The organism is Escherichia sp. WS1451 (genome assembly GCF_046487365.1).
In the GTDB taxonomy this organism is placed as follows: domain Bacteria; phylum Pseudomonadota; class Gammaproteobacteria; order Enterobacterales; family Enterobacteriaceae; genus Escherichia; species Escherichia coli.
This window is the reverse complement of sequence record NZ_JBJQJP010000004.1, coordinates 58,405-80,727: the sequence shown is the minus strand read 5'-3', so window position 1 is coordinate 80,727 and position 22,323 is coordinate 58,405. Positions and strand designations below refer to the sequence as shown.

22 protein-coding genes are annotated in these 22,323 nt (G+C 53.1%); 5 read left to right on the top strand and 17 right to left on the bottom strand.

The genetic code is table 11. The features are described from left to right. Positions 1-77: 77 nt before the first annotated feature. From truA to pdxB, 3 genes are all read right to left on the bottom strand, one after another. Positions 78-890: a tRNA pseudouridine(38-40) synthase TruA gene (truA, locus tag ACJHX7_RS07440; protein WP_001283590.1), complete on the bottom strand. Its 813-nt coding sequence runs from the start codon at positions 888-890 to the stop codon at positions 78-80. After that, positions 890-1,903 (bottom strand): aspartate-semialdehyde dehydrogenase, encoded by a 1,014-nt coding sequence (locus ACJHX7_RS07435; protein ID WP_097728461.1) that lies wholly within the window; start codon positions 1,901-1,903, stop codon positions 890-892. The genes truA and ACJHX7_RS07435 overlap by 1 nt, the downstream gene beginning before the upstream one ends. 65 nt (positions 1,904-1,968) lie before the next feature. Continuing rightward, the gene (gene pdxB, locus ACJHX7_RS07430; protein ID WP_000699135.1) at positions 1,969-3,105 is read right to left on the bottom strand and encodes a 4-phosphoerythronate dehydrogenase PdxB; all 1,137 of its coding nucleotides are present in this window, start codon (positions 3,103-3,105) and stop codon (positions 1,969-1,971) included. Between the two features lie 98 nt (positions 3,106-3,203). Here pdxB and flk point away from each other — a divergent pair, with 98 nt between their 5' ends. Next, complete coding sequence (gene flk, locus ACJHX7_RS07425; protein WP_000615818.1) at positions 3,204-4,199, top strand: flagella biosynthesis regulator Flk; 996 nt, start codon at positions 3,204-3,206, stop codon at positions 4,197-4,199. Here the strand turns inward: flk and ACJHX7_RS07420 are convergent. After that, positions 4,196-5,374, bottom strand: coding sequence for an MFS transporter (locus ACJHX7_RS07420; RefSeq protein ID WP_094029676.1), 1,179 nt, complete (start codon positions 5,372-5,374; stop codon positions 4,196-4,198). The two genes, flk and ACJHX7_RS07420, sit on opposite strands and share 4 nt — an antisense overlap. Before the next feature lie 284 nt (positions 5,375-5,658). Then, the gene (gene fabB / locus ACJHX7_RS07415; protein WP_000817178.1) at positions 5,659-6,879 is read right to left on the bottom strand and encodes a beta-ketoacyl-ACP synthase I; all 1,221 of its coding nucleotides are present in this window, start codon (positions 6,877-6,879) and stop codon (positions 5,659-5,661) included. 158 nt (positions 6,880-7,037) lie between these two features. On the opposite strand from fabB, the gene mnmC reads away from it, so the two are divergent. Further along, the gene (gene mnmC, locus ACJHX7_RS07410) at positions 7,038-9,044 is read left to right on the top strand and encodes a bifunctional tRNA (5-methylaminomethyl-2-thiouridine)(34)-methyltransferase MnmD/FAD-dependent 5-carboxymethylaminomethyl-2-thiouridine(34) oxidoreductase MnmC (RefSeq protein WP_094029675.1); all 2,007 of its coding nucleotides are present in this window, start codon (positions 7,038-7,040) and stop codon (positions 9,042-9,044) included. Between the two features lie 55 nt (positions 9,045-9,099). Here mnmC and ACJHX7_RS07405 read toward each other — a convergent pair whose 3' ends face one another. From ACJHX7_RS07405 to prmB, 6 genes are read right to left on the bottom strand one after another with little or no spacing between them, the layout of a single operon-like run. Next, positions 9,100-9,378, bottom strand: coding sequence for a YfcL family protein (locus ACJHX7_RS07405; RefSeq protein ID WP_000559761.1), 279 nt, complete (start codon positions 9,376-9,378; stop codon positions 9,100-9,102). Positions 9,379-9,411: 33 nt separating this feature from the next. Beyond that, positions 9,412-9,960: an elongation factor P hydroxylase gene (gene epmC, locus ACJHX7_RS07400; RefSeq protein ID WP_001089235.1), complete on the bottom strand. Its 549-nt coding sequence runs from the start codon at positions 9,958-9,960 to the stop codon at positions 9,412-9,414. Further along, positions 9,960-10,769 (bottom strand): sulfite exporter TauE/SafE family protein, encoded by an 810-nt coding sequence (locus ACJHX7_RS07395; RefSeq protein WP_000447366.1) that lies wholly within the window; start codon positions 10,767-10,769, stop codon positions 9,960-9,962. The genes epmC and ACJHX7_RS07395 overlap by 1 nt, the downstream gene beginning before the upstream one ends. Next, a complete protein-coding gene (gene mepA / locus ACJHX7_RS07390) occupies positions 10,769-11,593 on the bottom strand; it encodes a penicillin-insensitive murein endopeptidase (RefSeq protein ID WP_001043802.1) in 825 nt (274 codons plus the stop codon). Before mepA ends, ACJHX7_RS07395 begins: the two co-directional genes overlap by 1 nt. A gap of 3 nt (positions 11,594-11,596) precedes the next feature. Next, positions 11,597-12,682: a chorismate synthase gene (gene aroC / locus ACJHX7_RS07385; RefSeq protein ID WP_001297933.1), complete on the bottom strand. Its 1,086-nt coding sequence runs from the start codon at positions 12,680-12,682 to the stop codon at positions 11,597-11,599. A 34-nt stretch (positions 12,683-12,716) separates the two neighbouring features. After that, on the bottom strand, positions 12,717-13,649 hold the full coding sequence (gene prmB, locus ACJHX7_RS07380; RefSeq protein WP_001309606.1) for a 50S ribosomal protein L3 N(5)-glutamine methyltransferase: 933 nt from the start codon (positions 13,647-13,649) through the stop codon (positions 12,717-12,719). Between the two features lie 165 nt (positions 13,650-13,814). Between prmB and smrB the strand changes: the two genes are divergently transcribed. From smrB to ACJHX7_RS07365, 3 genes are all read left to right on the top strand, one after another. Further along, on the top strand, positions 13,815-14,366 hold the full coding sequence (smrB, locus tag ACJHX7_RS07375) for an endonuclease SmrB (protein ID WP_094029674.1): 552 nt from the start codon (positions 13,815-13,817) through the stop codon (positions 14,364-14,366). 85 nt (positions 14,367-14,451) lie between these two features. Continuing rightward, complete coding sequence (locus ACJHX7_RS07370) at positions 14,452-15,810, top strand: AAA family ATPase (RefSeq protein ID WP_094029673.1); 1,359 nt, start codon at positions 14,452-14,454, stop codon at positions 15,808-15,810. Next, positions 15,794-16,453: a hypothetical protein gene (locus ACJHX7_RS07365; RefSeq protein WP_022645929.1), complete on the top strand. Its 660-nt coding sequence runs from the start codon at positions 15,794-15,796 to the stop codon at positions 16,451-16,453. The genes ACJHX7_RS07370 and ACJHX7_RS07365 overlap by 17 nt, the downstream gene beginning before the upstream one ends. Before the next feature lie 41 nt (positions 16,454-16,494). Here ACJHX7_RS07365 and ACJHX7_RS07360 read toward each other — a convergent pair whose 3' ends face one another. From ACJHX7_RS07360 to ACJHX7_RS07335, 6 genes are read right to left on the bottom strand one after another with little or no spacing between them, the layout of a single operon-like run. After that, complete coding sequence (locus tag ACJHX7_RS07360) at positions 16,495-17,334, bottom strand: StfH/YfcO family fimbrial adhesin (protein WP_012311634.1); 840 nt, start codon at positions 17,332-17,334, stop codon at positions 16,495-16,497. Position 17,335: 1 nt separating this feature from the next. Next, positions 17,336-17,860, bottom strand: a complete 525-nt coding sequence (locus ACJHX7_RS07355; RefSeq protein ID WP_000162156.1) for a fimbrial protein — start codon at positions 17,858-17,860, stop codon at positions 17,336-17,338. Continuing rightward, positions 17,857-18,327: a fimbrial protein gene (locus ACJHX7_RS07350; RefSeq protein ID WP_000822661.1), complete on the bottom strand. Its 471-nt coding sequence runs from the start codon at positions 18,325-18,327 to the stop codon at positions 17,857-17,859. Before ACJHX7_RS07350 ends, ACJHX7_RS07355 begins: the two co-directional genes overlap by 4 nt. Next, a complete protein-coding gene (locus ACJHX7_RS07345; RefSeq protein WP_000678931.1) occupies positions 18,324-18,815 on the bottom strand; it encodes a fimbrial protein in 492 nt (163 codons plus the stop codon). Before ACJHX7_RS07345 ends, ACJHX7_RS07350 begins: the two co-directional genes overlap by 4 nt. Positions 18,816-18,831: 16 nt before the next feature. Beyond that, positions 18,832-19,584: a fimbria/pilus periplasmic chaperone gene (locus ACJHX7_RS07340; RefSeq protein WP_000120674.1), complete on the bottom strand. Its 753-nt coding sequence runs from the start codon at positions 19,582-19,584 to the stop codon at positions 18,832-18,834. Positions 19,585-19,603: 19 nt separating this feature from the next. Next, a complete protein-coding gene (locus ACJHX7_RS07335; protein WP_410231551.1) occupies positions 19,604-22,252 on the bottom strand; it encodes a fimbrial biogenesis outer membrane usher protein in 2,649 nt (882 codons plus the stop codon). Positions 22,253-22,323: the final 71 nt, after the last annotated feature.

The following is a 22,323-nucleotide window of genomic DNA, read 5'->3' as shown; positions in this document are numbered from 1 at the left end:
CCTATGCCTTGTACTCGTCATCTATCAGGCTGTAACTACGTTGGCTACAGCCTGAAATGTTCCGAGCATTATTCTCGTTAGTCCGCCAGAAATAGCGGGCCCATTGGCGGTTTTGGAAGATCATACCGGTCAGGGTAATCCACCGCGACCAGATACAGCCCTTCCGCTTTTGCCGTTGCTGCCGCCAGCGTTCTGTCCTTTGCCGCCAGCAACTCTGCTATCCAGCTCTCCGGCTGGTTGTGGGCACCGACTTCCATCAGGCTGCCGACAATATTCCTGACCATATGATGTACAAAGGCATTCGCTTTGATATCTACCACCACATAAGGACCGTGACGCGTGACATTAATATGCATAACGTTGCGCCACGGGGTCCGGGACTGACACTGCACCGCACGGAACGAGGTGAAATCATTCTCGCCCAGCAAGCATTGCGCAGCCCGATGCATCCGTTCAGCGTCCAGCGGTTCGTAAAAATGGGTTACCCCTTTACTCAGTACCGCCGGGCGCAGCCGATGATTGTAGATGATGTAGCGATAACGGCGAGCCGTGGCGCTAAATCGGGCATGAAAATCATCAGGTACAGCTTTAACCCAACGCACGGCGATGTCACCAGGTAAATTCGCATTTACGCCCAACGTCCACGCAGCGTCTTTGCGCTGCGCGGTCGTTTCGAAATGCACTACCTGCCCGGTGCCGTGTACACCTGCGTCAGTACGCCCGGCGCAGAAGACGGTGATGGGTTCGTTCGCCACCTGGGAGAGCGCCTTTTCCAGCTTCTCCTGCACACTGCGTACTTCATTCTGCCGTTGCCAGCCGTAATACTTACTGCCGTCGTACTCAATGCCCAGCGCAATTTTATAAACTGGAGGTTGTTGCTGGTCGGACATTAGTACAGATACTCCTGCACCAGTTTCTCGGCGATTTTTACTGCCATCAGCGCGCCGCCAAAGCGAACGTTATCGGCCACCGACCAGAACTGAACTTGCTCCGGCATACCGTAATCATTACGTACGCAGCCAACGGAAAGATGCGGCGTACCAGAAGCATCCCCCACCTGAGTCGGGAATTCGTTCTCTTCAGAGAGCACAATATCTTCGCCCTGAGCAAACGCATCACGCGCTTCTTCTGCCGCCAGCGGACGCAGTGCTTCAAAGTTGACCATCTGGGCATGACCATAGAATACCGGTGCCTGGACGACGCTTGCCGAAATCATCAGCCCTTCGTCCTGCAGGATTTTGCGTACTTCGTCAACGATACGACGTTCTTCATGCACGCTACCTTCGCTATCCGGCAGTAACGGCAGCATGTTGAATGCCAGTTGACGCCCGAAGAAATCTTCTTCGTCAATCGGAATGCCATTGAGTAATTTAGCACTCTGCCCCGCTAACGCATCGACCGCTTTTTTGCCCTGGGCGGAGGCTGAAATCAGGCTGGTAACGCTGATACGCGACAAACCGCCCTGATCGATTAACGGTTTCAGTGCCGCCAGCAGTTGGCTGGTCAGACTGTCCGGTACGGCGATGACATTCCGGTTGCGGTAATCGGTCAGTACAAACGGGTTTACTTCCGGCACCACCAGCGGTACGTCAGGTTCGAGAGCAAACAATCCGCTGCTGTCGATCACCAGACAACCTGAGTTGGTCGCTTCTTCAACCCAGGCAGCGGTAGCTTCTTTGCCTGCGACAAAAAACGCCAGCTGCGCCTGCGTCCAGTCGAATTCAGCAGCATCCTGCACGGTGATTGTCTTACCACCAAAGCGCAGTTGTTCACCTGCGCTTTCGTTACGTGCCAGTGCATAAATTTCCCCAACCGGGAACTGACGTTCAGCCAGCGTTTCAAGCAGGGCTTCGCCCACAGCGCCAGTTGCGCCCAGGACGGCAATGTTCCAGCCTTCAGACATGGTGGTTTACTCCAGAAATAGCAAAGCTCCCTGCCAATATTACAGCAGAGAGCATGAAGAAGAGATTAACGTGCCGGATGATGAACGGCGTTAAAACCCAGTTTACACAGCAATGATGCCGCGCTGGCGTCATCACAAATCACATACAGAGATGACCATTCACGGCGCTCAAGATAGTTTTTGCGCAGTTTATCGAACTCACCCGGTATCCCGGCGACTTTACGCAGCGGTGCGTCATCGCGGCGCACATCATACACCAAATGCACCAGCCTTTTCAGCGTTGGCTGATCGAGCGGGCCATGCAGCGTAATGCGACCAAACTCTGGCGCGGGCAGTAATGTATCCAGCGCAACGTGCTGTTCATGCCCAATAAACTTGCTATAAGCTTCAAACACTTGCGTAGTACCGCGTGCTTTACCTTCCAGGGTATAGCCTGCGATATGCGGCGTGCCGATATCCACTTTTTTCAGCAATTCCACGTTAAGTTCCGGTTCGCCTTCCCAGACATCCAGCACTACGCTTAACTTCTGGCCTTCGTTCAGGCAGGTCAGCAGGGCGGTATTATCGACAACTGCGCCACGGCAGGCGTTAATCAGAATCGCTCCTGGTTTCAGGCTGCGGATCAGTTTTTCATCCGCCAGATGCAGCGTTTTGTACGGCCCGTCTTTAAAGAGTGGCGTATGGAAAGTCAGAATATCCGCATGCTGAACTAATTCATCCAGCGAGCGGAAATCACCCTCATCTCCACGGTCGGCGCGAGGCGGATCGCAAAGTAAGGTTTTAATCCCTAACGCTTCCAGTCGTGCCTGTAAACGGCGACCAACGTTACCAACGCCCACGATCCCCACGGTACGCTCGTGCAGTGAAAATCCATCGCGTTCGGCAAGCATCAGCAGGGAGGAGAAAACATATTCCACCACCGCAATCGCATTACAGCCAGGTGCCGCGGAAAAACCAATTCCCGCCTGCTTTAACCACGCTTCATCGACATGGTCGGTCCCCGCGGTGGCAGTGCCAACAAATTTAATGGGTTTTCCTGCCAGCAAAGATTCATTCACTTTCGTGACCGAACGCACCATCAGCGCATCCGCGTCTGCCAGTTGAGCCACGGGGATGGGACGCCCGGGAACCGCGGTCACCTCACCCAAACGGCTAAATAAGTCGCGGGCATAAGGCATATTTTCATCAACAAGGATTTTCACGTTTGTGTTACCTGTATGAGACGAGAGTTAACCGGACAAGTGTGCCATAATCTCGCGGCCAGGCATACTTGCGAAGATTTCAGGTATAAGGATACGTAATGATACAACCTATTTCCGGCCCTCCTCCTGGGCAACCACCAGGTCAGGGAGATAACCTGCCGTCTGGCGCGGGCAATCAGCCTTTATCCAGTCAGCAACGTACTTCGCTGGAAAGCTTAATGACGAAAGTGACCTCACTGACGCAACAGCAAAGAGCAGAACTGTGGGCGGGTATCAGGCACGATATTGGTCTGTCGGGAGATTCACCGCTGCTTTCGCGTCACTTCCCTGCCGCTGAGCACAATCTGGCGCAACGTCTGCTGGCCGCGCAAAAAAGCCATTCTGCCCGCCAGCTTTTAGCGCAATTAGGGGAGTATTTACGTCTGGGGAATAATCGTCAGGCGGTCACGGATTATATCCGTCATAACTTTGGTCAGACGCCGCTGAATCAGCTCTCACCGGAGCAATTAAAAACCATTCTAACCCTGTTGCAGGAAGGGAAAATGGTTATTCCGCAACCGCAGCAGCGCGAGGCGACCGACCGTCCTTTATTACCGGCGGAGCACAATGCGCTTAAACAGCTGGTGACCAAACTTGCGGCGGCAACGGGGGAACCCAGCAAGCAGATCTGGCAATCGATGCTGGAACTTTCCGGGGTGAAAGATGGCGAGTTAATTCCAGCGAAACTGTTTAACCATCTGGTGACCTGGCTACAGGCGCGTCAGACGCTAAGCCAGCAAAATACGCCGACACTGGAATCACTACAGATGGCGCTAAAACAACCTTTAGATGCCAGTGAACTGGCGGCGTTATCGACATATATCCAACAAAAATATGGCCTTTCTGCGCAATCATCGCTTTCTTCTTCCCAGGCCGAGGATATTCTTAACCAGCTTTATCAACGGCGGGTTAAAGGGATTGAACCGCGTGATATGCAACCGCTGCTTAATCCTTTTCCACCGATGATGGACACGTTGCAAAATATGGCAACGCGTCCCGCGCTGTGGATACTGTTAGTCGCGATTATCCTGATGCTGGTCTGGCTGGTTCGTTAACCCCGACGAAACGACAGTATCGTGACAATAATTCCCAGCACCGCAGAGATCGCCCCGGCAAGAAATACCGAAGAGTAACCAAACGTGGTCGCCAGCATTCCCGCAAGCGGCCCGGAGACGCCGAGGGCGATATCCTGAAACGCGGCGTAACTGCCCAGTGCGGTGCCGCGAACTTGTGAGGGGACGCGTTTAACCACCTCCACGCCCAGCGCAGGAAAGATAAGCGAACATCCGGCTCCAGTTAACGCCGCGCCCGCTAATGCGACCCACGCCCCTGGTGCTTGCCAGAGCAGCAACAAGCCCACGGTTTCTACAAGCAGAGAGACGATCGCCACTTTCACGCCGCCAAAACGGTCCGGCATCCAGCCAAACATGACGCGCATCACGACAAATGCGCCGCCAAACGCGGTAAGAGTAAAGCCCGCCATCGCCCATCCTTTGCTGGCAAAGTAGAGCGAAACGAAAGTCCCGATAACCGCAAAACCAACGCCTTGTAGTGCCAGACCTAACCCTGGTTTCCAGATAAGCCCGACAACGCTCCACAGCGATGGACGTTCTCCCGCCAGGGCCGGTACTTTGCGCACTGTGCCGTTACAGGCCCACGCCAGTAAGGGTAATGCCATTGTGGTGAGCGCCAGTGCGGCAAAACCGTAATGGCTATGAATCAACAGGCCAAGCGGCGCACCAACAGCGAGGGCACCGTAAATCGCCATTCCGTTCCATGACATCACTTTGCCGGAATGTTTTGGCCCAACGATGCCCAATCCCCAGGTCAGAGCCCCCGTCAGTAACTGGCTTTCACCAAAGCCAAGAATCAAACGTCCAACGACCAACAGAGCAAATTTGAACGGTGCGGAGACGGGCAAAATCGCCGCCAACAGCAGTGCGCCCCCCGCCAGACCACAAGCTAACATCCCCTGAAGCGCCGAACGTTTTGCGCCATATTGATCGGCCAGTCGCCCGGCGTAACCACGCGTCAGCACCGTAGCCAAAAACTGAATGCCGACGGCAATCCCGACCATGGTGTTGCCATAGCCCAGCTCATGATGAACAAACAGCGGGATAACCGGCAACGGTAAACCTACGGTCATGTAGGTGAGAAAAACCGCAAAAGCGATGCGGAAGAGCGAAAAATTGGCAGAAGATCGTGTTTCGGTTTGGCTTACAGCAGTCATGCATTACTCCAGAATGCAGCGCAAGGCGAGGAGTATCCCCGTCTCATCTCTCTGGTTTCAGGGTTACGGTGCGTTGGCAGGATTTAACGCATACGTCTTTTTAGCAGGATATCGACAAAGCGGGAAGTTTGCCTGGAACTGGCGGCGATTGTCAATGATGTGAAAAAGGGAACCATCGGGTTCCCTTTTGCGTTAGTGCCGGAGGCGGTATTGGTGCATATCGTCGGATGCGACGCTGGCGCGTCTTATCCGACCTACTCCGAGCTACTCCGACCTACTGCGAATTAATCTTTCAGCTTACGCATTACCAGCGTGGCGTTGGTGCCGCCGAAGCCGAAGCTGTTAGACATAACTGTGGTCAGTTCGCGATCGGTCGTTTCGGTCACGATGTTCAGACCCGCAGCCTGCTCGTCCAGCTCTTCAATGTTGATGCTCGGGGCGATAAAACCGTGTTCCAGCATCAGCAGAGAGTAGATAGCTTCCTGTACGCCAGCAGCGCCCAGTGAGTGACCGGTCATTGCTTTGGTTGCAGAAATCGCCGGGCTCTTATCGCCGAACACTTCACGGATAGCTGCCAGTTCTTTCACGTCGCCAACCGGAGTCGAAGTACCATGAGAGTTCAGGTAGTCGATTGGGGTATCAACACCGTGCATCGCCATCTTCATGCAGCGCACTGCACCTTCGCCAGACGGAGCAACCATGTCTGCGCCATCAGAGGTTGCGCCGTAGCCAACGATTTCAGCATAGATGTGAGCACCACGCGCCAGCGCGTGTTCCAGCTCTTCAACCACTACCATACCGCCACCGCCAGCGATAACGAAACCGTCACGGTGAGCGTCGTAAGTACGGGAGGCTTTTTCCGGGGTGTCGTTGTATTTAGTAGACAGCGCACCCATCGCGTCGAATTCGCAAGCCATTTCCCAGCACAGCTCTTCGCCGCCGCCAGCAAACACGATGTCCTGTTTGCCCAGTTGGATCTGCTCTACTGCGTTACCGATACAGTGTGCGGAAGTCGCACACGCGGAGCTGATGGAGTAGTTAACGCCGTGAATTTTAAACGGCGTGGCGAGGCAGGCAGAAACGCCGGATGCCATCGCTTTGGTGACCACATACGGGCCAACCGCTTTCAGGCCGCGCGGGCCGCGCATTGCGTCAGCGCCGAAAACCTGGAAACGCGGGGAGCCGCCGCCGGAACCTGCAATCAGGCCAACGCGCGGGTTATTCTGGTAAGCTTCCGGGGAGAGGCCAGCATCTGCAATTGCCTGCTCCATAGAAAGGAATGCATAAATGGATGCGTCGCTCATAAAGCGCACAACTTTGCGGTCAATGAGGCCAGTGGTATCCAGTTTTACGTTGCCCCAGACGTGGCTACGCATGCCGGAATCCTTCAGCTCCTGAGAGAAAGTGATCCCTGAACGTCCTTCACGCAGAGATGCCAGGACTTCCTGCTGGTTATTACCGATGCTGGAAACAATGCCCAGGCCAGTAATCACTGCACGTTTCATTCAATACCTCTGTAAGTCGCACATAGAGTAAGTTTCGCATGCACAATAGCGTACACTTGTACGCCGAACAAGTCCGATCAGCCAATTAATAGAGAAATTTGCGCAGCCTGGCACACATCGCTAAGATCGAGCCACCGCCTGTAAGACGAGTAACTTACGTGAAACACTACGCCATACAACCTGCCAACCTTGAATTTAATGCTGAGGGTACACCTGTTTCCCGAGATTTTGACGATGTCTATTTTTCCAACGATAACGGACTGGAAGAGACGCGTTATGTTTTTCTTGGGGGTAACCAATTAGAGGCACGTTTTCCTGAGCATCCACATCCTCTGTTTGTGGTAGCAGAGAGCGGCTTCGGCACCGGATTAAACTTCCTGACGCTATGGCAGGCATTTGATCAGTTTCGCGAAGCGCATCCACAGGCGCAATTACAACGCTTACATTTCATTAGTTTTGAGAAATTTCCCCTCGCCCGTGCGGATTTAGCCTTAGCGCATCAACACTGGCCGGAACTGGCTCCGTGGGCGGAACAACTTCAGGCGCAGTGGCCAATGCCCTTGCCCGGTTGCCATCGTTTATTGCTCGATGAAGGCCACGTGACACTGGATTTATGGTTTGGCGATATAAATGAACTGACCAGCCAACTGGATGATTCGCTAAATCAAAAAGTAGATGCCTGGTTTCTGGACGGCTTTGCGCCAGCGAAAAACCCGGATATGTGGACGCAAAATCTGTTTAAGGCCATGGCAAGGTTAGCGCGTCCGGGCGGCACGCTGGCGACCTTTACGTCTGCCGGTTTTGTCCGCCGCGGTTTGCAGGAAGCCGGATTTAGCATGCAAAAGCGCAAAGGGTTTGGGCGCAAACGGGAAATGCTTTGTGGGGTGATGGAACAGACATTACCCCTCCCCTGCTCCACGCCGTGGTTTAACCGTACGGGCAGCAACAAACAGGAAGCGGCAATTATTGGAGGCGGTATTGCCAGCGCGTTGTTGTCACTGGCGCTATTGCGTCGCGGCTGGCAAGTAACGCTTTATTGCGCGGATGAGGCTCCCGCACTGGGTGCTTCCGGCAATCGCCAGGGGGCGCTGTATCCGCTTTTAAGTAAACACGATGAAGCGCTAAACCGTTTTTTCTCTAATGCGTTTACTTTTGCTCGTCGGTTTTACGACCAATTACCCGTTAAATTTGATCATGACTGGTGCGGCGTCACGCAGTTAGGCTGGGATGAGAAAAGCCAGCATAAAATCGCACAGATGTTGTCGATGGATTTACCCGCAGAACTGGCTGTAGCCGTTGAGGCAAATGCGGTTGAACAAATTACGGGCGTTGCGACAAATTGCAGCGGTATTACTTATCCGGAAGGTGGCTGGCTGTGTCCGGCAGAACTAACCCGTAATGTGCTGGAACTGGCACAACAGCAAGGTTTGCAAATTCGTTATCAACATCAGTTACAGGATTTATCCCGTAAGGATGACGGTTGGTTGTTGAATTTTGCAGGTGATCAGCAAGCAACACACAGTGTAGTGGTACTGGCGAACGGGCATCAAATCAGCCGTTTCAGCCAAACGTCGTCTCTGCCAGTATATTCGGTGGCCGGTCAGGTCAGCCATATTCCGACAACGCCGGAACTGGCAAAACTGAAACAGGTGCTGTGCTATGACGGTTATCTCACGCCACAAAATCCGGCGAATCAACATCATTGTATTGGTGCCAGTTATCATCGCGGCAGCGAAGATACGGCGTACAGTGAGGACGATCAGCAGCAGAATCGCCAGCGGTTGATTGATTGTTTCCCGCAGGCACAATGGGCGAAAGCGGTTGATGTCAGTGATAAAGAGGCGCGTTGCGGTGTACGTTGTGCCACCCGCGATCATCTGCCAATGGTAGGCAACGTGCCTGATTATGACGCTACACTCGTGGAATATGCGTCGCTGGCGGAGAAGAAAGATGAAGCGGTAAGCGCGCCGGTTTATGACGATCTCTTTATGTTTGCTGCTTTAGGTTCGCGCGGTTTGTGTTCTGCTCCGCTGTGTGCCGAGATTCTGGCGGCACAGATGAGTGAAGAACCGATTCCGATGGATGCCAGTACGCTGGCGGCGTTAAACCCGAATCGGTTATGGGTGCGGAAGTTGTTGAAGGGTAAAGCGGTTAAGGCAGGGTAATCTGCTCTGGCATTGCTTGCCGGATATGGCGTGAACGCCGCATCCGGCACATTACTTACTGCTGTGACGCCTGCTGAAACAGGTGTTCCCACATATCGGTCACCAGCGCCTGGTCACGCGGCGACAATTCACCGGCACCAATGGCTTTTTCCAGACTCTGGCTAACGGTTGTATGTACCGCCTGAGCGGAGTGGTCGTCACCACTTTCCAGTTCTGCGATGGCTAATGTCAGGTGGCCACGCAAATACCCACTGGCAAACAACTCATCATCACTGGCATGGTCAACCATACCGTCGATTAATGCCAGAATGCGTGATTCAAACTCCGCGATCATCTTCTTTCCTCATTGTAAAACGTGGCGCTGGCTTCAGTTGAGCGCTTCCGGCCACGGGAACTGTTCCGCCGTAAGTTCCGGCGTGTGATAATAATTTTGTAGTGCTTTAATGAAGCGTGCCGGACGTTCGGGAATGCCGTTTGCCAGATAATCCATCACCTGCGCATGTACCCGCCGTTGAAACACCACGCGGTCCGGTTCGAAATCCCCTTCCAGATTGTCGCAGCTAACATTAAACGGATATCCCGCCGCCACGCAGAACAACCAGTCCAGCGCCTGCGGCTTCACTTCAACATCTTCAAACTGGCTTTGCGTTTGGGCATCGCGTCCGTCGGGACAATACCAGTAGCCGAAATCAACCAGCTCACGGCGCGCTTTCCCGGCAATACACCAGTGCGAAATCTCATGAATTGCGCTGGCATAAAAGCCATGAGCAAAGACGATTCGGTTATACGGTACTTCCGCATCAGCAGGAAGATAGATCGGTTCGTCGTCGCCTTTAATCAGACGGGTATTAAATTCATCGGCAAAGCAGCTATTAAAAATCTCAATCAACTGCTCATAGTGGTGTGTACTGTTCATTAGTTCATCCCCAACCAGTGGAGGATCTCCTGTCCATGGCTATCGTAAAGTAATTTGGCACTCATCACCGCCGAGACGATAACGATCATCGGGCGGATCAGCTTTTGTCCTTTGCTCAACACCAGTCTTGAACCCATGCGCGCGCCGAGGAACTGCCCCACCAGCATCACAAAGCCCGTCGCCCAAATCACTTTGCCGCCGAGAATAAACAGCAGCAAACCACCGATGTTTGACGTTGCGTTGAGTAATTTGGCGTGGGCCGTGGCTTTGGCGAGGTTAAAGCCGCACAGCGTAACGAAGGCTAACGCGTAAAACGACCCAGCAGCCGGGCCAAAGAATCCATCGTAAAAACCGACGCAGCCCCCCGCCACCAGCGCAAATGGCAGTCCATACATCCGGCGCTGGCGATCTTCTTCTCCCAGTTTTGGCATCAGCAAAAAATAGAGGCCGATACAAATCACCAGGATCGGTAAAATCTGCCGTAAGACATCGGCCTGAACATACTGCACCAACAGCGCGCCGCTCATTGAGCCGACAAAGGTCATGGCGATATTGAGTTTCTGATCGCTTAAGCTAACCACTTTGCGCCGAATAAAGTAGATAGTGGCGGAAATAGAGCCGCCGCAGGCTTGCAGTTTATTAGTTGCCAGCGCGTTAGCCGGAGACATCCCCGCCGCCATCAATGCCGGAATGGTGAGTAACCCACCGCCACCGGCAATCGAGTCGATAAATCCCGCCAACATGGCGACAAAAAAGAGAACTCCCAGCAACAGCGGGGAAACCATAAACAGGCTATTAAACGTTTCCATTAGATCACGTGCTCATCCAGTAGCGCCTGGCAGGAAGGCGGCAACGGAGGCGGTGTCTTCTTCTCAGGCTTTGTTGTTCCCGGTTTTGGTGGTTCAAACCAGCTTTGCAGTTCTGCCCCGCAACCATCGCCTGGTGGCGGTAAAGGTTGATCTTCACACTCCAGACTATCGGCAGGACAACGTAATCGTACATGCATATGCGCGCGATGCTGGAACCAGGGTCGCACTTTACGTAACCAGTCGCGATCGGTGCCCGCATCAAGGCAAAGTTGTTGTTTAATCGCCGGATTAACAAAAATGCGCGTGACGTCTTTGTCCTGGGCGGCGAGTTTGATCAAGCTGAAAATTTCTGGCTTCCACAGCGCGGGGACAACGTGTTTACCGTCGCGGGATACTAAGTCCAGTGCTTGCGGGCGCAAGAGCTGCGCGGAGGTCCAGCGTGTTTTTGGCAGTTGCAGGAAGATATCGACATCCAGTCCGGTCTGGTGGCTGGCGTGACCGCCGTTGAAACGACCACCAGCAGGCATCCCCATATCGCCAATCAGCACCGTACCCATGCCCAGATTGCTCACCTGGCGACTCAGACGCTGGATAAACATCACCAGATCCGGATGTCCGAAATAGCGACGCTGATCGGTACGCATGACCTGATAATGTTCGGACTGTATCGGCAACGTGTCAGCACCGACGATACAGCCATTAGAAAAACTGCCTATCGATTGTGCGCTACCCGGCACAGGTTGGGTTATTTTTTGCCACGGCGTCGCTGCCAGGCTGGCGCTACTGGCAAGCAGGGCCAGCAGCGCAATCGCGGTTTTGTTCATTTTTTACCAGCGTGGAATATCAGTCTTCACATCGGCATTTTGCGCCCGTTGCCGTAACAGGTGATCCATTAAAACGATCGCCAGCATCGCTTCCGCGATCGGCACCGCGCGGATCCCAACACAAGGATCGTGACGGCCTTTGGTGATCATCTCAACTTCTTCGCCAAAGCGGTTAATAGTGCGCCCCGGCACGGTAATGCTGGAGGTCGGTTTCAGCGCCATATGGGCAATGATTTGCTGCCCGCTGCTGATACCACCAAGAATGCCGCCCGCATGGTTGCTCTGGAAACCGTCTTTGGTGATTTCGTCGCGATTCTGGCTGCCGCGCAGCGCTACCACGTCAAAACCATCACCAATTTCTACGCCTTTCACCGCGTTGATGCTCATCAGCGCATGGGCGATGTCGGCATCCAGGCGATCAAAGACCGGCTCACCAAGTCCGGCGGGGACGCCACTGGCAACAACGGTGACTTTCGCGCCGATGGAGTCGCCCTCTTTTTTCAGCGCGCGCATCAGTTCATCTAACGCGTCGATTTTGTCCGGGTCCGGGCAGAAAAACGGATTTTGCTCGACCTGCGACCAGTCTTTGATTTCCAGCGGAATGTCACCCATCTGGGTCAGGCAGCCGCGGATTTCAATACCAAATTTCTCGGCGAGATATTTTTTGGCAATCGCCCCTGCCGCCACGCGCATGGCGGTTTCACGGGCGGAAGAGCGCCCGCCGCCGCGATAATCGCGCAGGCCGTATTTTTGTTCGTAAGTGTAATCGGCATGACCTGGACGGAAAACGTCTTTAATGGCGCTGTAATCCTGAGAACGCTGGTCGGTATTTTCGATCAACAAACCGATGCTGGTGCCGGTAGTAACACCTTCAAAAACACCGGAGAGAATTTTGACCTGATCCGGCTCACGACGCTGGGTGGTATAGCGCGATGTCCCAGGGCGACGACGGTCGAGGTCATGTTGCAGGTCCGCTTCCGTCAGCGGAATGCCTGGCGGAACACCATCGACGATGCAGCCGAGCGCCAGCCCGTGCGATTCGCCGAAGGTGGTTACGCGAAAGAGTTGTCCAATTGTGTTTCCAGCCATCACGGCTCCGTTATTGTTGTGTTTGCGTGTTTACTTAATCTTTATAAATCGCGAAATGTTCACGGGCCGCCAGCAGCTGCTCTTTGGTGAGCATAAACACACCATCGCCGCCGTTATCAAACTCCAGCCAGGTGAACGGAACATCCGGATATTGTTCCATAAGATGTACCATGCTGTTGCCGACTTCACAAATCAGCACGCCATCATCAGCGAGGTAATCTGCCGCGTTTCCGAGAATGCGACGCGTCAGTTTCAGGCCGTCGGTGCCAGATGCCAGGCCCAGTTCCGGCTCGTGGCGGTATTCGTTTGGCAGGTCGGACATATCTTCCGCATCGACATACGGCGGGTTAGTGACAATCAGGTCGTACTGCACTTTCGGCAAGTCGCGGAACAGATCGGACCGAATAGGAATGACGTTGTGGATCAGACCGTGTTCTTCGATATTCTGTTCGGCAACCGCCAGCGCGTCGGGAGAGATATCTACCGCGTCGACTTCTGCATCCGGGAAGGCATAAGCACAGGCAATCGCAATGCAGCCGCTACCGGTACACATATCTAAAATGTGCTGCGGTTGCTTGCTGATGAGTCCGGCAAATTTATTGTTGATCAGTTCACCAATCGGCGAGCGCGGCACCAGCACGCGTTCATCGACGTAAAATTCATGGCCGCAGAACCAGGCTTTGTTGGTCAGGTAAGCCACCGGAATGCGTTCGTTGACGCGGCGGATCACGCGTTCAACAATACGGTGTTTTTCGCTGGAGGTCAGACGCGCGGTGCGCATGTCTTCTGGGATATCCAGCGGCAGGTAGAGCGATGGCAGCACCAGCTGTACGGCCTCATCCCACGGGTTATCGGTGCCGTGGCCGTACCAGATATTCGCCGCGCTGAAGCGGCTGACCGACCAGCGCAACATGTCCTGAATGGTTTGCAGCTCATTTACTGCTTCATCAACGAAAATTTTATCCACGTATTCCTCCAGGGCATGATCGCAATAATTTCGGCGGCTAGTTTGCCATGAAGATGACGATAAATCAGCATTCACGCGCGGTGAGTGAGGAAAAATACGTTTAAAACGATCGATTGCGCTACGAGTCGGGTAAACTGTAGGAAAATTAGAAATAGAGACAGTTAAATGAAAAAGAAAACAACACTTAGCGAGGAGGACCAGGCGCTGTTTCGCCAGTTGATGGCGGGGACTCGCAAGATTAAGCAGGACACGATTGTCCACCGACCGCAGCGTAAAAAAATCAGCGAAGTGCCGGTCAAGCGGTTGGTTCAGGAGCAGGCCGATGCCAGCCATTATTTCTCCGATGAGTTTCAACCATTATTAAATACCGAAGGTCCGGTGAAATATGTTCGCCCGGATGTCAGCCATTTTGAGGCGAAGAAGTTACGCCGTGGCGATTATTCACCGGAGCTGTTTTTGGATTTGCACGGTTTGACGCAGCTACAAGCCAAACAGGAACTGGGGGCGTTGATTGCCGCCTGCCGCCGTGAACATGTGTTTTGCGCCTGCGTGATGCATGGTCATGGTAAGCATATTTTGAAGCAGCAAACGCCGCTGTGGCTGGCGCAACATCCCCATGTAATGGCATTTCATCAGGCACCGAAAGAGTACGGTGGTGATGCGGCATTGCTGGTGTTGATTGAAGTGGATGAATGGCTGCCGCCGGAATTGCCCTGACATCATGACGGGCATACGCTTTCACTGACAGACGCCGACGGTTAAGTGTAAGATTATCCAAACAGAACTCAACGCAGGGCACTCAATGATGAATATCCGCACGCTTAAGCTCACTAATCTGGGGCGGTTTGAAGAACTTGAAGTTCATCTGGCTCCAGTGGAGGAGTTCAAGAGCAATGTGACCGTTTTTATTGGTAATAATGGTGCAGGTAAAACATCAATATTAAAATCGTTGGCAACCAGCCTGAGTTGGTTCGTTGCCCGAGTTCGTACTGAAAAAGGTAACGGTAGCCCTATTCCTGAAGACGCTATTCTGAACGGTCGGAGTTCGGCGACAATTGAACTTCAGGTACTGAATACGCATCCAGCGACGGAGGCCGCTACGCCCTACCGTTGGTTGCTTGCCAGAACGGCCAGTGGGAAAAAATCGACCACCGCCTCCAGCCTGCAAGAGGCCAGCCAATTGGCTGCATTTTATCGAGATCAATACACCCAGAATAGCGGGGCATCCTTCCCGCTTATCGCCTTCTATCCCGTAGAACGTGTCGTGCTGGATGTGCCGTTGAAAATAAAAGAACGTCATAATTTTTTGCAACTGGATGGCTACGATAACGCCCTGAATCAGGGTATTGATTTCCGCCGTTTCTTTGAGTGGTTTCGCAATCGCGAAGATGCAGAAAATGAATCGGGCTTACCGCAAGACGTTCTGGATAAGCTCAGTACCAGGATAGATCTCGATAACGCCGTCTTAAATGCATTAACGGCAATCATGGCCTCGTCCCGGGATCGCCAGTTGACCGCCGTCAGAACGGCCATTAGTCGCTTTATGCCAGGGTTCAGCAACTTACGCGTCAGGCGTAAACCTCGCCTGCATATGTCGATAGATAAAAATGGCCAGACACTGAATGTGCTGCAATTATCGCAGGGTGAAAAATCACTGATGGCGTTAGTCGGCGATATTGCTCGCCGCCTGGCAATGATGAACCCGATGTTAGAAAACCCGCTAAACGGCGAGGGAATTGTATTAATTGATGAAGTGGACATGCACCTGCATCCAACATGGCAGCGTACAATCATCCAGCGTCTGACGACAACATTCCCACATTGCCAGTTTGTCTTAACAACCCACTCTCCTTTAGTGATCAGTGATTACAAAGATGTGCTGGTTTATTCTCTGGATGATGGCGAATTAACGCAGCTCCCGTCTCTGTATGGGCAAGATGCGAATACTGTGCTTTTGAATGTGATGGATACGGATATTCGCAATGCGACAGTGGCAGAAAAACTTAACGATCTTTTGGATCTGATTCAGAAAAACGACTTTATCAACGCTAACGCTCTTCTGAATACGCTAAGCCTGGAACTTCCTGAAAACCATCTTGAACTGGTGAAAGCCAGAATGCTTCTGCGCAAACAGGAAATTAAACATGCGCGAAATAACTAAAGGGCAACCACCGGCCAGTTTGCAACAGTGGGTGAGAGCAAAACCACGGGATAAAAATGCCAATCAGTGGTTTCAGGAACTTTATGCGCAAAAAAAATGGGATATCGTTGGCGATCTCAGCCAGCAGTGCGCTCAGGAGCAATTTTATCTCTGTGCTTATTGCTGCGATCGCGTGACAGGTACAAACCGCGATACCGTTAATGAACATGTCGAAGCCAGGGATTTAGCTCCTGCTCGCAGTCTGGAATTCACGAATATCGTTGCAAGCTGCAAAACAAAAGGCCAGTGTGACGACTCGCATAAGAACCAGCCATTGCTGTTAACGCCGCTTATGCCGGAATGTGAAACCGAGTTTATCTTCAAGATCAGTGGTCGAATTGAAGGGACGACGCCGAGAGCTATCGATGCAATTAAGGTACTCAACCTTGGCGATAGTGAACGTAATAATCGGGCATTGATTGAAAAACGTAAGCAGCTTTCCGACAGCCTTCTGTGGGCTAATGGCATTGCCCCTTCAGAGGGGCTTGAGGATGACGACCTGCTGCAAGCGGTTATCGACGAATTACTCACCCCCGTCGACGGTTATCTGGCACCTTTCGCTCCCGTGGTGGCGAATATTCTAAAAAACTGGATGACCGCATGACATAACGGATGGCCGATACCCGACCATCCGTACCAGAGTCACTACAATTCATTCAATACATACTGAAAACGACACGTAGAATCAATCGGTTGTCGGCTACTGGTATTCACCTTCACCACAATATCGTGCAGTTGTTTATCCGTTACTGGATGACGTGTAGGGGAAACCGTTACTGTCGATTTATCGCAACCGTAAGAGGTAAAGGTTAACAGTTCCGAGACCACGCGGCAGTATGCTCCTCTGTTATCAAAAACGCTGCCATCACAGAGTTTGCCGTCTTGCATCAGGTAGGTCGAAAGCGTGGTGGTGATGGTCGAGCCATTGGACTGTAACTGCAACGCTTTACTATGGCTGACATAATTCTCATTCCACGAAATATCAAATGAAGTCACCGGAATCGTTGGGCATGCCGTAGCATGATCCGTTGGGCCAGTATATATTCCATATGCATGTTGATCTGATACCTCATAAAAAGAGGCGATCCACGGACAGCCATAATTGTCAGATTGAACGGTAACTTTAAATGTCTCATATGCGCATCGAAACAGCGTCGTATTTATCCCAGGGCAAAACGAGTTATCAGTGCTACTATAGTCAACAAGAGTCAACGTTGGCGCAGGGCCAGACCCCGTCCATGAAACGACCCTCGCGTCAGTGCCTATATACCCGGTAGTATTGTATACCCCATAGGCAACCTCGCCTGGGGTTAACACAGTGACATGTAAGGCTCCTGTGGTGAAACCTGCTCTCCCCATCCCATAGTAAATTTTCACACTATCAAAAGTTGCGCTGGTGAGTTTATCCCTGGCATAACTCTTTGGCGTACCTACACTCATTACGAGCAATATCAGGCTCGCGAAAAACATCATCCATTTTTTCATCTTAAAAATACTCAAAGGTTGCCGTCGCCGTGGCGCTGAAATCACCGGGCGTCACATCCCGCCCACTTTTTGTCTGTAACCAGGCATTGAAGTTGAGAGTGTTACTGCCCTGATTCAGCGGGAACGTCACGCCCGTCGTGTCGTTGATAGGCACCGCTGCGCCCGCCGCCGTTTCAATACCAATCCCGACCCCGGACGCTGACGATGAGGCGTCGATAGCCAGAAATCCGGGCAGTTCGCTGTCTTCCGTTCCCGCCAGCGTCACTCTGACGCTAAACAGCGTAGAGCTTTTGCAATCCTTCAACTGAAAGACCAGCGGCACTCGATCTGACTGCCCAAGATGCATTAAATCGCTGGCGGCAATGGTAGGAAATTGCACCTCCGCCAGCAGACTACCGTTGATCACCGGTGTACAGGATTTACCGAGCAGATTGCCGGTGAAGTGCAGGTTGTCGACCGCCGGAGCAGTACTGCTGCACAGTAACAGCAGACTGCTGATAAAAACCAACGCATGTTTTTTCGTCATTGGTAATCCACCTGTAACGTAGCCCAGGCTTCAAAGTTGGCCTCAGGCAAATCGACGCCGCTCTTTTTGACCGGTACCGCCGTTAACGCCGGCAAAGCCGTTTCATCCACCACCAGTGGCGTATTCAGCTTAAAGCTCTGCCCTGCCTGTTTAAGCCGAATCCCCAGGCCTGCGATGTCCGTGCTTACCGCCGCATCGTCAAAGTCGCTCTGCGTGCCGCTCCAGCTCAAGGTCATTTCCAGTAAAGGGTCACGAACCGGTGTATCGCAAGTAATGCGATACGGCACGATTTGCTCATAATTACTGCCGTTAATGTCGTCGATATTCACGTCCTGAAAGGTTAATTCAATGGTTTCACCGTCGCTAATGGTGCAGTTAGGCGGCTGCACTAAATAACCGTGAAAAGTGACATTTGAGAGCGCCATGGAGCAAAAGCCCCACAGCATAAGAAGTGAGATCCGTTTCATTGGTAATCCACCACAATGGTGGCGCTGGCGCTAAATTCCGCCGCCGTTAACGACGTGCCGCTCTGTTTCACCGGAACCGCTTCCAGCGCTGGTGCGCCCGAGGAGAAATTAAACGGCAGCCATGCGCCAGACGTTAAGTCGAGTATCGAACTATCGCTGGCCTTCTGAATCCGAATACCAAACCCAGGAATCCCCGTGCTGATCACCGTTTCACCGTTAATCACGACCGTTGCCGCCTGCATCTGTAGACGCAGGTCATCCATGGCCAGGTTGTTACAGACAAGCTTGTAATCAATGGGGCGCTTATAATTCACGCCACCAATTCTGGTAATGACAACATTACCGAACTCCACCTCCGCGCCCGTTACCGTACAAGGAGGCGGAGCATCAACAAGCACCCGTAAAATCATATCCACCGATTTGCTCCCTGCCGTCACGGAGCAACTACCGATGCAGCCCACCAGCAACCACGCCCACGATCCTTTCATCCTGGCTCTCCCGTTATCAGCCTTTGCTGCTTTGATCTTCATCCACCTTGCAGGTGTCCCCTTCACAGCGGAAGATCAGCGGCAGGCGCGCGCCGTAGTCGTTGATGTAGGTCAGCACCGGGGCGCTGTCCATTTTTGCCTTTAACGGCTGTGACGTTTTCGGCGACATCACCAGCGGTTTAAACCCGGCGGCGGTCGGCCCTTTCTTCTGTGTGCTGGCATCGCTGATGATGACGTGGTATGGCGTCGGGTTATTGACGGTATAGTCCTGGCCGCTGCGCGTGAGCGTCACCTTAAACTGCCACGGTTTTCTCATGTCGATCTTCTCCAGCGCCTTTGGTCGCCAGAACAGCTTGATGCGCGTTTGCAGGGCAATTTGCAGAGTGTTGGCTTTCCCGGTCTTTGGCGGGATCTCACGCACGTTGTAATAGAACAGGCTTTCGCGATCGGACGGCAGCGTGTGAATGTCCGGCAGCGCCTGAATCTTCACCTGGCCGTTCATCATGGCGTCAATACGCTGCACCGGCGGCAGCACCGCCAGCGGCGAGGTGATTTTGTTGCCCTTCTCGTCTTCCAGCCAGCTTTGCGCCAGGTAAGGCAGCTTTTCGTTGTTGTTACGCAACGTCACGCTGATCGATTTATCGCTTTCGTTAAACACCAGACGGGTGCGGTCCGGGGTGACCGAAGCGTGCGCCGCCAGGCTGACGGTGGAAAGCAGTGCCGCCAGCGCCGTGCTGACGACCATTGAACTGGATAATTTATAAGACATTGATCGTTCCTTAATCAGATTATTGAGTAGCTGAAATTGACGTCGGCGCTTCCGTTGGTGTGACTTGCCGCGTCTGGTCCTGAATAACAGGCTTAATGTCTGGCGCTGAAGAATCAGGGGCTGCCGTTCCCTTTTGTTCACACGGCAACAACAGGCCGCTGAACAGATCGGCAGGTAGCGGCTTCGGCAGTACGATCTCGCATTGTGCGCTGCCTTCCCAGAACACCGTCATATGCTCACCCGCATTGACCCCCGCCAGATAGACATTGCCTTCATCATCCACAATGCCAACCTGCTGCTGCTCGTCGTTTTTCACTTCCGCGCCAAACGGCGGGTAGCTGCCATCACGCAACCGCAGTACCGCCATCGCTTTTTGCCCGCTGATCACTTTGAATTTGCGATAGCCAATTGCACCTTCCGTCAGGGTTGCCTGTACCACCGACTGGGTGGCTTCCGCATCTTCTGGCAGGTTGTTTAAATCGATATACGCCTGATTGCGATAGTAGTTGTTAATATCGGCGACCACCGCCTTGCCAAACATATTGGTGTACACCGGCGCGCCGTTGCTTTCGACCGGCACATTGGCAATCCCGTCGGCGTCAATCAGCAGGCGCGTGCCGCCCATGCTTTGAGTGCGATGCAGCGCGCCGCCATGCGCGGTCAGCGTTGCCCCGCCCTGTAAGGCGATCCCCGCCGAGCGGTATTCCCCCTCATGGTAGTTGGCGCTGAGATCAACCTTCGCCAGCGAGCCGTCGTGACTCAGATAACCATCCACGCTGCCGTGCTGTTCGCTGGTACCGACGTTAACCTGGTAGTGCGTTGCGTCATCAACGCGCTTAAAGTAACCGACCTGGCTGCTGTCCGACCCACTGCCGTAAGAGCCGTTGTAGGTCACGGTGCTGCTGTCGCTCCACGGAATGCTCATGCTGAGGTACATCCCCTTATCCGCGTTATCGTCATATTCGTAGCGATAGCCGGTCACCGAGATGCTCATGTTGCGAATGCTCCCCATATTAAAATAGTGGGAAAACATCAGGTTATAGTTTGTCTGTTCCGGGCGATCCCAGTAAGTACGATGGGAGTAGTTGAGATAGATCGAGACACCCGCAGCGGCAAAGTTCTGGTTATAGGTGATCGTATACATCTCTTTGTCGTTACCGGTCCGCGCCATGTCCGACTGGTTCGCGTCCAGATACTCGCTCATGCTCATGAAGTTCTTTTCAGAAAAACGGTAGCCTGCAAAGGTGACGCGGCTGTTGAGTTCGTCAAAGTCTTTGGCATAGCTCACGCGAAAGGAGTTGCCGTCCAGTTTTCCTTTGCCGTATGCGCTGTCATGCTCCAGGTTGACGTGCGAGTGAGTCACATCGAACGCCAGCGCGCCAAACTGTGCGAGGTCGCGCCCCACCCCCATCGCCGCCGACTGGTAGTGTTCATCTGCCAGCACGCCACCGTAGAGCGACCAGCCATCTGCCACCCCCCATGACGCTTCTCCGCCGGAGAAAAAGCCGCCTTCGGTCTTGTGGTTCCAGTCTTCCGGACGCCCCATCATCACTTTGTAACGCACCTGCCCCTGGCGCGTGAGGAATGGCATAGATGCGGTCGTAACGTCATATTCCTGCACCTGACCATTCTGTTCTTCAACGCGGACGTACAGTGTGCCGGAGACGGAGTCGCCGATATCCTGAATGCGGAATGGCCCGGCGGGAACCTGGGTTTCGTAAAGTACCCGCCCCATCTGGCTGATGGTGACTTTTGCACTGCTGTGCGCCACGCCGGAGACATCCGGCGCATAGCCGCGCAGGTTGGGCGGCAGCATCTGGTCATCGGTGCTGACGCTGCTGCCAATATAGTTAAAGCCGTCGAAAATATCGGAGTTGAGATAATCTTCACCCAGCGACAGCTTCGCTTTTAAAGAGGGTAAGGCCCGCCAGGCGTAATAACGGCTCCAGTCCCAGTTTTTGCTCGTTGTACTGTTACTGCTGTCATCGTCGTCATCGTTGCTGCGGGTGTGCTGATAATCACTTTGCCAGTCTGCGCGGAAACGCCATGCCCCCAGGTTCGCCCCAACGGTACCGTTGCCGCTGATATCATGTGAGTCCTCGCCACCCTGCTCCTGATGACGGGTTTGCGCATTGAGGCTGTAGTCGGCAATCAGGCCAGGAATACCGTCGTCCCAGCGTGAGGGTGGGTCCCAGTCGCTGCTGGTATATTCGAGATAAGCCTGTGGCACTGTCAGCAGCAACGCCGACTGGCTTAAATCATTCTCGACTTCCATCCCATCTAATTGCCCCGGTTTAAGGCATTCATCGTTGTGCGTCCACTGCAGGCTTTTTGCTATCCCTTCTTTCAGCCCCAGCGCCGCCACTAACTCAGGTGTCAGGCAGGCATACGTTTTTGTTGGATCATTTTCAGAGACGTACCAGTTAATGTCGTATTCATCAGAAAGGGGTTGTTTATTTATAAATACACGTAAATTATATTTACCCGCGTCGACATAGCCTTTTTTTGAAAACTTACCGAGATCAATTTTCGTGTCACCCTTTAACTCAAGGAAACGGGGGTCAAATTGAATGGAATCATCAGCCCATGCATTGACTGATCCACCAGAGATTGCCAGCGCAATATAGCAGGCGATTCCCCGCAGCCGAAAATTTGAGTGATTAGGCATACACATATCCGTTTGTGAAACAGTCGTAAATCCGTTGCGCGTTGAAAAACCCCACAGCAGAACGCTGTGGG